The sequence below is a fragment of the Streptomyces sp. NPDC058239 genome, from assembly GCF_042882185.1.
In the GTDB taxonomy this organism is placed as follows: domain Bacteria; phylum Actinomycetota; class Actinomycetes; order Streptomycetales; family Streptomycetaceae; genus Streptomyces.
In genome coordinates this window covers 1-12229 of record NZ_JBHVWS010000036.1, presented here as the reverse complement: position 1 = coordinate 12229, position 12229 = coordinate 1, and the positions used below count along the sequence as shown (strand labels likewise).

Here is a 12229-nt window from a genome sequence, read left to right as displayed (position 1 = left end):
CGTTCGGGGGCGGCCCCCGGCCCATTTACCCCTGGGCGCCCGGGGGGCCCCTCCCCCCCCCCCCGCCCCTCCACGCGTTCCACAGAGAGGTGCAAATGACAGCAGACGACTCGTTCGGCCGTCTCAACGACGACGACTACCCTGCCTACACGATGGGCCGGGCCGCCGAGATGCTCGGTACCACACAAGGTTTCCTCCGCGCCATCGGAGAAGCCCGCCTGATCACCCCGCTGCGCTCCGAGGGCGGCCACCGGCGCTACTCCCGCTACCAGCTGCGCATCGCCGCACGCGCCCGCGAACTCGTCGACCAGGGCACCCCCATCGAGGCCGCCTGCCGCATCATCATCCTCGAGGACCAGCTCGAAGAAGCCCAGCGCATCAACGCCGAATACCGCCACGCCGCCGAATCAGAGAACCCGACGACCGCGGGCTGACGCGCGGCTTCTGGGTCAACTGCCTTGACCAGGATGTTCCCTTCGCCCACATCTTCGTCGTGGGCGTTCTGCTGTGGCGGAGGAGCCAGGGTGACCGCCTCCGTCTGCTGCATGTCGTAGGACGCTTCATCGGCAAGAAGGTGTGAGGCAAGGGCCGCGGGAACCGTGAAGTGGTTTGACGCGCAGAACGGCTGCGGCTTCACCGCCCGGACAGTGGCGGCTCGGACGTGTTCGCCCACCGTACGGCGATCAGCCCGCGCGCGGAGCGTACTGCTGCCCCGGGCAGGTCCTGCTGTCCGACTGGTTCGCACGAACGGTGGGCGTCGGCCGCCTTCAGTCTCAGTCCATGGTGGTGGGATCTGGGGCACTCGTGAGAGCGCCGCGCAGCAGTGCTGCGCTGATCTGCGTCGGGACCCGTATACGGGCTGATGGGCCGCCGTAAACGACGACCGCTCTTCCTGGAACGCTGTGTTCCGGGTGGATCAATATCTATGACCGCGAGACGAGAGTTTAATGTGCCGCGCGGACAGTGTGTTTACTGCAACGGGCAGAGCGGAATTATTGACCGTACGCAGGCCGCTACCGCATGCTACTGTCGATCTCAGTTGCAGTCGTGGTTCCCAAAAACCTCAACGCCTTTCGTCGGCATTTTTAGCCGCAGGGAGCGTTTTGTATTTCCGGTCATCTCCGGGCGGGGCATCATCGCGGCGACCCGGTATCCGTGGATTGCGGGTTCCGGCGTACTGCCCCACAAGGAGATATGACATGGCGTCTGGCACTGTGAAGTGGTTCAACGCGGCCAAGGGTTTCGGCTTCATCGAGCAGGACGGTGGCGGCGCTGACGTGTTCGCCCACTTCTCGAACATCGCCGCTCAGGGCTTCCGTGAGCTGCTCGAAGGTCAGAAGGTCACCTTCGACATCGCGCAGGGCCAGAAGGGCCCGACGGCTGAGAACATCGTTCCTGCCTGACGCTGACGCGCACTTCGTAGCTGGGGCCCGCATCCCTCGGGGTGCGGGCCCCAGCTACGGGCATTCCCCGGGGCTTCCCTGTGGGGCAACGACGCCCGCAGATCCCTCTCCAGGAATGCGGACCTCTTTGAAGATGCACCCGTAGACGTCCGGGATCTCACGTCCGCATGACGTCACCCATTTCATCGCCTGCACTTGCACCGGATTCACCGCGGGCCAGATCTGCTTTCGCATTTCGTTCGGCTCGCTCTTGTGATTCCCCGCGCTGTTCTTCTGCTGCGAGAATTCCTTGATACGTGCCGTATCAAGGAAGGTTCTGAATGAACCCCTCACGTACGAACAACCGCTCCTCCCGCAGCCGTACCGGCGGTCCCGCCTTCGGCTCCGGCGCCGGTTCGCACCGGGGCAACCGCTTCGGCACGCCCGCCCCGAGCCGTTCCGGAGGGCCGAGCCGCCCAGGCGGCCGCGGCCGGCGGCCCGCGGCGGCCTCGGGCGAGTTCGCCCTGCCCAAGACGATCACTCCCGCGCTGCCCGCCGTCGAGGCGTTCGCCGACCTCGACATGCCCGAGCAGTTGCTGGCCTCGCTCACCGCGCAAGGCATGAGCGTCCCGTTCCCGATCCAGGGCGCGACCCTGCCCAATACCCTCGCGGGCCGCGACGTCCTCGGTCGCGGGCGCACCGGCTCCGGCAAGACCCTCGCCTTCGGCCTGGCCCTGCTGGCCCGCACCGCCGGGCAGCGCGCCGAGCCCGGCCAGCCGCTGGCCCTGATCCTCGTGCCGACGCGTGAACTGGCACAGCAGGTGACCGACGCTCTTACCCCCCACGCACGCTCGGTGAGGCTGCGCCTGGCCACTGTCGTCGGCGGAATGCCGATTGGCAGGCAGGTCAGCGCGCTGCGCCGTGGTGCCGAAGTCGTCGTCGCGACGCCGGGCCGCCTCAAGGACCTCATCGACCGGGGTGACTGCCGGCTGAACCAGGTCGCGATCACCGTCCTGGACGAGGCCGACCAGATGGCCGACATGGGCTTCATGCCACAGGTCACCGCGCTCCTGGACCAGGTCCGCCCCGAGGGCCAGCGGATGCTGTTCTCCGCCACACTCGACCGCAACGTCGACCTCCTGGTCCGCCGCTACCTCACCGACCCGGTCGTCCACTCCGTCGACCCGTCCGCAGGGGCGGTCACCACGATGGAGCACCACGTACTGCATGTCCACGGCGCCGACAAGCACCGGATGACGACGGAGATCGCGGCGCGCGAGGGCCGGGTGATCATGTTCCTGGACACCAAGCACGCTGTCGACCGGCTGACGCAGAATCTGCTGAGCAGCGGGGTGCGGGCCGCCGCCCTGCACGGCGGGAAGTCGCAGCCGCAGCGCACCCGGACCCTGGCCCAGTTCAAGACCGGGCATGTCACTGTGCTCGTCGCGACGAACGTCGCGGCGCGCGGTATTCACGTCGACAATCTCGACCTCGTTGTCAACGTCGACCCGCCGACCGACCACAAGGACTACCTCCACCGCGGCGGCCGTACCGCGCGGGCCGGCGAGTCCGGCAGCGTCGTCACTCTGGTCACCCCCAACCAGCGCCGCGACATGAGCCGCCTCATGGCAGCCGCCGGCATCGTGCCGCAGACCACTCAGGTCCGCTCGGGCGAGGAGGCACTCAGCCGGATCACCGGCGCCCAGACCCCCTCCGGCATTCCCGTGACGATCACCACGCCGGTGGCCGAGCGACGTCAGCGCAGCCGCAGCGCGGCCTCCCGCGGTCGACGCAGCCCCGCTTCGACTGCCCGGCGCACGATCGTGCGGCAGTCCTCCTTCGACGCGGCGGCCTAGAACCCTTGATCAGGAAACTGGCCCATCTCTGCAGGAGGCACATCTTGGCACTGGTTCAGATGCAACCCCGCCCGGCGAGCGCCACCCCCGCGCACAGGACAGTGGCCGACACCATGGACACGGCCGGACCGCAGGTCTGCGACGACATGACCATCGAAGTCGCCCTGGCCGTCATGACCAGTGCCCGCACCGAGCACCTGCTCGTCTGCGACAACGACGGCCTGTGCACCCAACTGGTCACCCAGGCCCAGCTCGCCGCGGTCCGTGACAGCCCCGCGTACACGGACCGGGTCCAGCTACGCGACATTCTCGACAACCGCGGGCCGTTCACCTCACCCGCTACCACGATCACCGAAGCCCAGCACGCGATGCGCGGCCGCCGGCCCGGTGCCCTGCCGGTCGTCGACGAGCAGGGCAGCGCTCCGGGCGTCCTCGCCCTTGCCCTTGCCCACTGAACCGCCTCACCGCGGCGAAACCATTCCCCTTCATTCTTCTCCCTGTGAGGCATCATGCGCTGTGTCATCGCCCGCTTCCCGTTCGACCTCACCAAGAGCGGCGTCCTGGAATCCATGAAGGGCATCAAGCCCGAACAGGTCATCGGCGAGTCCGTGATCATCGGCCGCCGCACCTACCCCGTCAAGCAGGTCGGGCAGGTCATCACACGCCAGGACCGCCGCGATTTCAGCGCCGGCGAAATCCTCCGGGCCATGACCCAACTCGGCTTCACCTGCCCCGGCCTTCCCCACACGCCCACGCGCGTCCTCAACCCGTTCCAACAGGCTTCCGCGATGCTCGGCGCCCCTGCCGCCGTCTGACCGACGCGCAGGCGCAAGCCGCCACCAAAACAACAGTGAGGGTCCTCAGCGCGCAGCAGTGGATTCAGTAGTCGGAGTAGCGGAAGTCGCCCATGGTCCAAGCGCTGACGTCATCGATCGCCACCAAGACCTCCGACACCCGCTGCCTCCAGACTGCTTCGGGAGTCAGCCGCCTCGAACGGCGACGGGCCGCGAACGCGGTGAGCGGCGAGGAGGCCGTCGAGGCTTCGACGCTCCTTCGGTGAGGGGGAGATCCAGCCTGTCGGTTGGGGTCGTCTGGTCAGCGTCTCGCCTCTCGGCGGACAACCGTTCGCCCCCGACGAGGCCGCAGGAGAGCGGCCCCCTGGCCGACTGGGCCGCTTGGGTTACCACGTGCGGCGCGTCGTCCTCGGGGCCGCTCTGAAAAGCACGGCGAGCGCTACCTCGCGGCACTCAACGCCGGTGAATCAGCAGACGCACACGAAGCCGCTGTCGCGGTTAATCAAGTGCTGGAAGAGCAGGGCGCCGGCGGAAACGAGACGGGTCCGTAACTGGAAGCCTGACCACCCTGCCGGCCAGATCCTGCTTGCCTGACCCGCGCGCCGCCCAGACGGGGAGGGCGGTGCGGCGCCCGCCTCATCGCCCTCTCCAGGGTCACTACCCCTTCAGCGTCGCGACCTGGCGAGCGCGTTCGCCGAGTTCTCTTACGGCCCGGACCTTCCGGTGGGGAGCGAGCCGCTTCCGCATCGTCTCGAAGTGCTCGTCGCCGCGAGCGGTTGACAAGCCCACGTAGTCGTCGAGGAACGTATTCCAGGTGCTGCACGCCTCCTCGATGTGTCCCAGTTCGTACTGGCGTTGGGCCATCACGCCGTTGGCGTGGAGTCGGCCCTGCCGTTCCTGTTTGGGTTGTGCCCGGACCGAGCTCTTCAGAGCCGCGATCGAGCCCGCCAGGTCTTTCGTCTCGTAGAGGACGTGGGCGACGTGGAACTGGTAGGCCGCTTGGTCGTATCCGCCGACAGCATCTCGCCGTGAGTCGGCCTTCGAGAGCGCTGCTTCGGCTTCACGCAGGCGAGTGAATGCCTGCTTCCGGTCGCCGACCATGGCTGCCGAGTGTGCCTGCTGACCTCGAAGGAACGCCACCAGCCGCGGGCCGGCCTTGGGTGCAGCTTCGGCAGCTGAGTCCGCGAGCTTCAAGGCCATCTGCCCATGGCGCAGATGTGATGCCTGAAGGCTCATGCCGCGCAGAGTGCGGCAGTAGGTGACGTGGTCAGCAGCAGCCTTGGCGAGGTTCAACGCCTTTACGTAGTACTGCTGTCCGAGGCCGTGCTCTCGTTCGTACATCGCCATCCACCCGGTCAGGTAGGTCAGGTCGGAGGCGGCGGAGAGCATGTCGTTTCTGACCGGCTCGGTTGCTTGGGCTCGCAGGTAGGGCGCGACGGTGTTGACGAGGAATGCCGCGGCCATTGGGCGGGCGTGGCCGCCGCCCAGCTCGTCGAGGATGTCTGCGATGCGGTCGGTCATGGTCCGTACGGTCGCGACTTCGCCCGGCCCGATACGGCCTGTGGGTTTCGTGGCGCGTTCGCGTTCCTCTGCGTGCGCCTCGCCTGCGAAGAGGGGCACGACGAGAGCAGCCGAGTACAAGCCGGCGGCGAGCACGCCGCGTCGTGAGGGGTCCATATCAGCCCTGCCCAGATCCAAGAGGGACTCGACAGTGTCTCCGCTGCCGGAGTCCTCTCCGCCCTTCGGAGGCTGCAGACCCGCTTCCGCATAGGTCACGGGGCGGCCGATCTTGCGTTCGAGTACCTCGATGATGACCGGCCTGACCTGCTCCCTTGGCTGCGTCCCGCTCAGCCAGTGCGAAACGGCGGAGTGGTCGTACTTCAGGGTCATACCGACCTGGACACCGGTGCGGTTCACCGCATTGGCGAGCTGGGTACGCGACCATTGCGCCTGCTCAAGCAGGGTTTCGAGTCCCGTATTGCGGTCGTCCTGGGGTGCTTTGGCCATTGCCAACTCCCGTAGGTTTCACGGCTTTCACGGTCACGCCTCCCTCCTACGGTACCCGGATGGGCACATCTCGCAGTTAGCTCTTCACACGCCGCAACCAAAAGCGGACACGAGAGGAGCGCGTGATGACCGCCGTGACAGACAAGGACCGATCCCCGAGCGTCGACGCTGCCGATCCGGAGGCACTGCCGATCGATGTCGAAGCCATCAGCGATGTCGTGACGAAAGCTTTGGCCATCACGCTGTCCATGCCTGATCGGCAGGAAATCGACCTGACAGCCACCCAGTTGCGTGGAGTGCTGAACCTGTTCGTGACGGAAGAGCTGGGCTTCGACGAGGACCCGGTCGTTCGGCAGATGTACAGGGACGCTTACCGCCTGACGGAGCTGAACGCCCGGCCGACGGCTGAGACTCCGCAGTTCGTTGCCTTCGAGTACACGCGTGAACTCGGCCGACTGACGAGACGTTTCGTCAGTCTCTACCGCGAGCGCCATCCGGAGGGCACGAGCGATGGGTAGCCACCGGAGACGCCGGTGACCGACAAGCGGCGGCTGCACGACTGGCGTGAGTGGGCGGGCGCTCTCCTCCCCTTGCTTGTCACCGCCCCCCTCGGCCTTCTGATCTGGTATTTCGGCGACCACTAGCCCCACAGACTCCGCCTCCGAGCGACGACTCATGGCTTCCCCAACGGCCTGACGCCGCAGAGGCGGGAAGAACCCTGCCCGGCTGTTCTCGTGAGGGTCGGCAGTCGGGCGGGCGTACAACGAGTGCGGAGGACCGCTCCGTACTCGACCGGCAAGTGCAAGAGAAGAAGAGGAGTCAGCGATGGAGATCCAGCACGAAACGCAGGCGGACTCGGCGCACACAGCCCTGACGGCGCCCATCACGGGTAACAGCCTGCTCGTCGCCCGTGCGCAGGTGAAGGCGGCGCGGGAGCGTGCGTTCATCCCGTCGGACAACACCGGCGGCCGGTCCGACAGCAACGATTCCTGACGGGACCGGACACATGACCGCTCAGCCCCACGCGGTCGTCGCACGCCTCGGCGAGGACTTCCTCGCCGAGGCGTTCGGCCGCACCTTCCGCGTCATTCCTGGCGATGCCCAGTGCATTGCCGGACTCCTCGACTGGGACGACCTCAACGAGATCATCGCCCGGCACCGCCTGGAACCACCGCGGCTCCGTCTCTCCGCCGACGGCGTGGTCGTTCCCCTCGACGCCTACACCGTGCGTGAAGTAGCCAGGCGCCGAACGGTATGGCATCGAATCCACCCCGCCTCCCTGCACGAACAGCTCGCCCAGGGCGCCACCATGGTGATCGACGCATTCGATGAACTGCACCCAGGCGTACATGGCCTTGCCCATGCTCTTGAGGCCAGGCTCCGCTCCAAGGTCCAGGTGAACCTGTACGCCTCCTGGAAGCCGCGCGAGGGCTTCGGGGTGCACTGGGACGACCACGACGTGGTAGTCGTCCAAGTAGACGGCCGGAAACGCTGGAAGATCTACGGACCGACCCGCGTCGCCCCCATGTACCGCGACGTGACCGAGACCGCCCCGCCGCCCGACGAGCCCGTCGCAGAGTTCGTCCTCACACCGGGGGACATCCTCTACCTGCCCCGTGGCTGGTGGCACGCCGTCTCTGCGTCCGAGGGACAGCGGTCGCTCCACCTGACGTGCGGGCTCAGCTCCACGACCGGCGTCGACCTCGTGTCCTGGGTTCTGGACACCCTGCGAGCAGAACAGACAGTCAGGGCAGACCTCCCTCATTTCGGGTCCTCCGATCAGAAGCAGCATGTCGTTGACCAGCTGCGCGACCTGCTCGTCAAAGAAATGGCTGACGGAAGCCTGATCGATCGCTACTTCCAGCACCGGGACGCGGACGAGCCCGTACGGTTCCGGCCCAGCCTGCCCTTCGTGGACGCAGTACCGGCCGACCCTGGCGTCAGGGCGCGGATGCTCACCGCACGCCACGCGCTCAGCACGACGGACGACGGCAACGTCGTTCTGACGGCAGGCGGCGAGTCCTGGACCTTCACAGCGCCCGCACTGCCCTTGCTGAAGCGTCTCGCCGACCGATCGGAACACCGGCTCGCCGACCTCGTCAGCGACACCGAACTCACTCTGGGGCAGGCGGCTGCCGTGATCAGTGAACTCGTGAACGGCCAGGTCGCCTCGGTCAGAGGCACGCAGTGAGGGGCGCCGAACTCGGCCTGGGCACCTATCGCACGGCCGGCGTTGCGGCCGCCGCCCAGGCCGCGATCGACCAAGACGTTTCCTGGATCGATACGGCCCCGAACTACCAGCGCGGCACAGCCGAGGAGCAGCTGGCCCCCGTGCTAGGCGCCTTCCCGTCCGTACGTGTGTCGACGAAGGTGGGTTTCCTGGACGCTGCCCGCCAGGTGCGGGCGACGAAGGAGGGCGTGCTCACCCCTTCGCGGACCGGGAAGGGGTACTGCCTCGAACCGTCATATGTGAGGTGGCAGGCAGCACAGAGCAAGGCCGCCCTCGGCCGGATCCCCGACATCACGTTCGTCCACAACCCCGAACACGGTGGACCAGAGCCACACGAGCTCGACGCCCGCCTCCTCAAAGCGTTCCGGACGCTGGAGGAGTGCTGCCGGCAAGGACTGATCAAGGCGTACGGCGTGGCCACGTGGTTGGCGCTGCACGACGGGTCGCTGACGGTCGACCGCCTCATGGAACTGGCCCACAAGGCCGGAGGCCCGACCCACAAGTTCGCAGCGATCCAGCTCCCTTTGAGCCTCGTGCAGCTGGGGCCCATCGCCGACGCGCTGGACGGCCGGGGCGTTCTCTTCGACGCCCACGCCCTCGGCCTGGAAGTCTTCGCCTCGGCACCACTCCATGGCGGAGAGCTGCTAGAGATGGTCACTCCCACCGTCGCGCAGGAAGTGCTTCCGGGAACCACGCCCATACAACTGCTGCTCGGGACAGTCGCCTCCACACCCGGTGTGACGCGGATTCTGCTGTCAGCCAGCACCACAAGCCACTGGACGGCAGCCGAGCAGGCCACCTGCCCATCCCTGCCGCGTCCCTTCGACAGCACCGAACTGAGAAAGATCGTCGATGCCTTCCGCGCCTGACCACGCCACAGCAGAACGAATGCGACGAGCATTCGAGTACGCCGCCACAGTCTTCTCTCTCAATGCTGCAGGCAGTGAGGAGACCTGGGGGTGGGACGGTAAGACTCTGAGCGGCCCGGCCAGCGGCCACCTCTGGCTGCGGGTGGCCGAGACCAAGGCAGAGAAAGCAGCCAGCGCATCCTGGAAGGGACCGGAAGAAGCACACGAAGCGATGCCGGACCGCGTTCCGCGTCCTCGCTTCCGGGGGGCTTTCGAATGGTCGACCGACGCGTACGCCTACCGTGCCGAGGTCCACAACCGCGCCGATGGCCAGCCGCTCAGTCGGTCGCCTTTGGCGCCACCGGGCCTGGACCTCTCCGCCGTGTGGTGGGCCCAGCTATGCGATGCGCTGGACACGATCTCCCTCGTGTCCACGAGCCGTGTAGCTGTTCGCCAAGAACGGCTCCGCTGGGCCTTGCCCCGCTTCCTCGGGACGGACGTGGACACCGAAGTCTTGGAGTGGAGTACCGCACACGCCGACATCCAGTGGTCGAATCTGACCGGTCCCGAGCTCTGCATCCTGGACTGGGAGCGGTGGGGACTGGCTCCAGCTGGCTACGACGAGGCCACCCTCTACATCTCCAGCCTCGCTGTCCCTTCGGTTGCAGACCGTGTCCTCCGCGAGTTCAAGCCCATCCTGCGGTCTGCCTCCGGCTGCTTCTCCCAATTGGTCGTGGCCAGCGAGTACCTCCAGGGGATCGAACGCGGAAACAACCTGGAACTTGAGGCGCCCTTGCGAAAGCACCTGACCCACCTGCTCGGTTGACCCACCCTGTGCACCTGCTTGAGGGCAGGCGGACAGGGTACCGATGGGCGTCACGCCCAAGACGTCGGTTCCGTTCTCAACGCCGACGAGGGTGCGCAGCCGCCGTACCTGGGCTGGTGGCGGGCGGAGCGATGTGCCGGCCCTGTTTAGCCGGCCGCTTGTCGGCTCGCGCAGCGGTGGGCATCTCGGCGGGTGCGAGATCGAGCCGGTACAGGCGCCAGATGAGCACCTCGCTGACGGAGTCCGCGCTGTCGAACTCCCGTTGTGCTGTGACCGTGTGGAGGAGGACCGAGGGGTTGTGTCCGGCCCGCTGGGCTTGATCCAGCATGGCCGCCAGGGCGGGCCAGCTGGCCTCGGTCTGGACGCGGCTGGCCAGTTCAGGCAGTGCGGAACGGATTGCGGCGATCTGGTTGTGCTGTGTCCGCGCGGAGAGCCCTTCGCCGTATGCGCGCATGTCGGCCAACGGACCTGCAGCAGCAGTCCGGTACGCCGTGCGCAGGTGCATGGCGGTTTGGCGTGCGGCTTCGGCTTGTTGGGCGTGCTGGTGGGCGGCGTGCCAGTGGCCGGCGGCGACAACGGCGAGGATCAGAACGTCCAGGACCAGAGCGGTGGCGGCACCGTCTGCTCCGTGTCCGAGGGCATGTCCGGAGTGGACGATCTGGCGAGCGGCCCGTCGGAGTGCGTACATCCGGGTCTGTTCACCGCGAATATGGGAGCGGGCTGCGCGCTCGAAGGTCCTTGCGGCATCTCGGAGTTCCTCATGCGGACGGCCCAAGGTGGTTTGAGCGAGGGCGTCGAGGACCTCGCCCACCCCGACGATGTGGGCAGCCGCGACCTCGTCGTCGGTGGAGGCGATCATGGTAACTGCCGTATCGAGGGCTTCGGCGGAGAAGCGGCGGGCGCGGCCCGGTGCGGATTCGCCGGCCCGTTCCACGAGGGCCGGGGGCTCGGGGACGTCTCGTTCGGTAGTGAAGCGCTCACGGATTTTGGGCAGGGACAGGTCAGGTGCGAGTTTCGAGCCCGAATACCAGATGGGTTCCTGCTTGGCATTGCGGTCACCGACGAGGGCTACGGAGTAGCCAAGAAGGTCACCGGACGGGGCGACGCGCTTCTTGATCCGTACGCCTTCGGCGGCAAGGCGGTCAAAGAACTCGGTCTCGTCGGGAGCGCTGGCGAGGGCGCGGTGGACGTGTTCTCGCAGCAGCTCACGCGACGTGGCCTCCTGGCCGAGACGTTCGGCTTTGCGCCGTTCGGCGCTGGTGGGGCGTTTGGCGGCGGTGCCGTCGCCCTTCTTCAACTGGCGCAGGCCGAATTCCTTCTCGATCTTGCGGCATTCCGCCTGGGCTCGGGTGGCGTCCTTGTGGCGGCGTGGCTGGGTGCGGTCGGCGCGTACGAGGGTGGCGACGAGATGGATGTGGTCGGGGGCGTGCCGGACCGCGATCCAGCGGCAAGCTTGCTCATCGCCCTCGGGAGCAATGCCGGTGGCGTTGACGATGCGGCGGGCGACGGTGGCCCAGTCCTTGTCGCTGAGGATGCGGTCGGTGTCCGCGGTGCGCACCGAGCAGTGCCAGACGTGCTTGGACGGGGCCTTGTCCTTCAGGGCGTCGACCCACTGGTCGAGTTCGGCGGCGAGCTCGGAGAACGTGGCGCTCGGATCGCGGCCGGGATCGGCGACGAAGGGGTCGTAGGCGGCGACGATGTGCGGGTCGACGTGAGCTTCGATGTCGCTGGTTCGGTAGAGGTACTTGAGCAGGCCGATCGTCCGGCCGCCCGGCGGGTTGATGTCGGGGACCAAGGACTCAGCTCACCAGCTTCCGGGCGGCAGCTTTCACCATGGCTGCGGACTCGCAGACCTCGTTAGTGGCGCGAGCGAGGTGGACGACGTCGCCGCCGGAGTTCAGGATCCGCGCCATCTGATTGATGTTGGTGCCGACACGGGCCAGGTCGACGCGGGCCGCTTCGAGCCTGTCGAAAGCCTCGTCCTGGTCGAGTCCGTTCCGGCCGTGGAGTTGTGCGTGGACCGCCTGAGCGATGAACCGGGCTTTGGAGACACCCTTGGCGTCGGCTGCGGCCTGGATCTCTGCGTCTTCGGCCTCGCTGGCGCGGAAGGTCAGGCGCTTCACGCGCTGCCGCGGCTGGCGGGAGCGTCGGCGGCCCCGCTTGGCAGCGGGCTTGTCTTGCTGGTGGCCGCCCTCGGCCACCAGCTCCGGGTTCGGCGCCCCCTGGCGCCGGACCTCCTCCGCCACCCCCGGGGCGGAGGCAAGCGCGCTGGACCGGCCCTTGGAC

Annotated in this window: 14 protein-coding genes; 11 read left to right on the top strand and 3 right to left on the bottom strand. The window is 67.4% G+C overall.

The window, feature by feature from the left end; all coding sequences use genetic code 11:
* The first annotated feature begins 95 nt into the window (after positions 1-95).
* From ACFVYE_RS30720 to ACFVYE_RS30695, 6 genes are all read left to right on the top strand, one after another.
* On the top strand, positions 96-434 hold the full coding sequence (locus ACFVYE_RS30720; protein ID WP_266359503.1) for a MerR family transcriptional regulator: 339 nt from the start codon (positions 96-98) through the stop codon (positions 432-434).
* Positions 435-1199: 765 nt separating this feature from the next.
* Positions 1200-1403: a cold-shock protein gene (locus tag ACFVYE_RS30715; RefSeq protein WP_030304224.1), complete on the top strand. Its 204-nt coding sequence runs from the start codon at positions 1200-1202 to the stop codon at positions 1401-1403.
* 320 nt (positions 1404-1723) lie between these two features.
* On the top strand, positions 1724-3238 hold the full coding sequence (locus tag ACFVYE_RS30710) for a DEAD/DEAH box helicase (RefSeq protein ID WP_367432119.1): 1515 nt from the start codon (positions 1724-1726) through the stop codon (positions 3236-3238).
* A gap of 44 nt (positions 3239-3282) precedes the next feature.
* The gene (locus ACFVYE_RS30705) at positions 3283-3693 is read left to right on the top strand and encodes a CBS domain-containing protein (protein ID WP_383976420.1); all 411 of its coding nucleotides are present in this window, start codon (positions 3283-3285) and stop codon (positions 3691-3693) included.
* A 54-nt stretch (positions 3694-3747) separates the two neighbouring features.
* Positions 3748-4053, top strand: a complete 306-nt coding sequence (locus tag ACFVYE_RS30700) for an SCO5918 family protein (protein ID WP_362201099.1) — start codon at positions 3748-3750, stop codon at positions 4051-4053.
* A 92-nt stretch (positions 4054-4145) separates the two neighbouring features.
* Positions 4146-4298 (top strand): hypothetical protein, encoded by a 153-nt coding sequence (locus ACFVYE_RS30695; protein WP_327278472.1) that lies wholly within the window; start codon positions 4146-4148, stop codon positions 4296-4298.
* Between the two features lie 391 nt (positions 4299-4689).
* Here the strand turns inward: ACFVYE_RS30695 and ACFVYE_RS30690 are convergent, their stop codons facing one another.
* On the bottom strand, positions 4690-6039 hold the full coding sequence (locus ACFVYE_RS30690; RefSeq protein ID WP_383976418.1) for a hypothetical protein: 1350 nt from the start codon (positions 6037-6039) through the stop codon (positions 4690-4692).
* A gap of 125 nt (positions 6040-6164) precedes the next feature.
* Here ACFVYE_RS30690 and ACFVYE_RS30685 point away from each other — a divergent pair, with 125 nt between their 5' ends.
* The 5 genes from ACFVYE_RS30685 (at position 6165) to ACFVYE_RS30665 (ending at position 9943) form a co-directional block, all read left to right on the top strand.
* Entirely contained in the window at positions 6165-6557 is a 393-nt protein-coding gene (locus tag ACFVYE_RS30685) for a hypothetical protein (protein WP_383976416.1), read from the top strand.
* 307 nt (positions 6558-6864) lie between these two features.
* Positions 6865-7032 carry a hypothetical protein gene (locus tag ACFVYE_RS30680; protein ID WP_383976414.1) on the top strand — a complete coding sequence of 56 codons (168 nt, stop codon included), beginning with the start codon at positions 6865-6867 and terminating at the stop codon, positions 7030-7032.
* Positions 7033-7045: 13 nt separating this feature from the next.
* Positions 7046-8230, top strand: a complete 1185-nt coding sequence (locus ACFVYE_RS30675) for a JmjC domain-containing protein (protein WP_383976412.1) — start codon at positions 7046-7048, stop codon at positions 8228-8230.
* On the top strand, positions 8227-9138 hold the full coding sequence (locus ACFVYE_RS30670) for an aldo/keto reductase (protein ID WP_383976410.1): 912 nt from the start codon (positions 8227-8229) through the stop codon (positions 9136-9138). The genes ACFVYE_RS30675 and ACFVYE_RS30670 overlap by 4 nt, the downstream gene beginning before the upstream one ends.
* A gap of 19 nt (positions 9139-9157) precedes the next feature.
* Positions 9158-9943 carry a hypothetical protein gene (locus tag ACFVYE_RS30665; protein ID WP_389607769.1) on the top strand — a complete coding sequence of 262 codons (786 nt, stop codon included), beginning with the start codon at positions 9158-9160 and terminating at the stop codon, positions 9941-9943.
* Positions 9944-10019: 76 nt separating this feature from the next.
* Here ACFVYE_RS30665 and ACFVYE_RS30660 read toward each other — a convergent pair whose 3' ends face one another.
* Together ACFVYE_RS30660 and ACFVYE_RS30655 are read right to left on the bottom strand one after the other, a co-directional pair.
* A complete protein-coding gene (locus ACFVYE_RS30660) occupies positions 10020-11738 on the bottom strand; it encodes a relaxase/mobilization nuclease domain-containing protein (protein WP_389607768.1) in 1719 nt (572 codons plus the stop codon).
* Between the two features lie 4 nt (positions 11739-11742).
* Positions 11743-12229, bottom strand: a 487-nt coding sequence (locus tag ACFVYE_RS30655) for a plasmid mobilization protein (protein WP_389607767.1), incomplete at its 5' end; no start/stop codon positions are given.

What these genes read in the sequence shown, in the direction of transcription:
- ACFVYE_RS30720 (WP_266359503.1), top strand. Translation starts at nt 96, where the DNA reads ATGACAGCAGACGACTCGTTCGGCCGTCTCAACGACGACGACTACCCT.
- ACFVYE_RS30715 (WP_030304224.1), top strand. Translation starts at nt 1,200, where the DNA reads ATGGCGTCTGGCACTGTGAAGTGGTTCAACGCGGCCAAGGGTTTCGGC.
- ACFVYE_RS30710 (WP_367432119.1), top strand. Translation starts at nt 1,724, where the DNA reads ATGAACCCCTCACGTACGAACAACCGCTCCTCCCGCAGCCGTACCGGC.
- ACFVYE_RS30700 (WP_362201099.1), top strand. Translation starts at nt 3,748, where the DNA reads ATGCGCTGTGTCATCGCCCGCTTCCCGTTCGACCTCACCAAGAGCGGC.
- ACFVYE_RS30695 (WP_327278472.1), top strand. Translation starts at nt 4,146, where the DNA reads ATGGTCCAAGCGCTGACGTCATCGATCGCCACCAAGACCTCCGACACC.
- ACFVYE_RS30690 (WP_383976418.1), bottom strand. Translation starts at nt 6,039, where the DNA reads ATGGCCAAAGCACCCCAGGACGACCGCAATACGGGACTCGAAACCCTG.
- ACFVYE_RS30685 (WP_383976416.1), top strand. Translation starts at nt 6,165, where the DNA reads ATGACCGCCGTGACAGACAAGGACCGATCCCCGAGCGTCGACGCTGCC.
- ACFVYE_RS30680 (WP_383976414.1), top strand. Translation starts at nt 6,865, where the DNA reads ATGGAGATCCAGCACGAAACGCAGGCGGACTCGGCGCACACAGCCCTG.
- ACFVYE_RS30675 (WP_383976412.1), top strand. Translation starts at nt 7,046, where the DNA reads ATGACCGCTCAGCCCCACGCGGTCGTCGCACGCCTCGGCGAGGACTTC.
- ACFVYE_RS30665 (WP_389607769.1), top strand. Translation starts at nt 9,158, where the DNA reads ATGCGACGAGCATTCGAGTACGCCGCCACAGTCTTCTCTCTCAATGCT.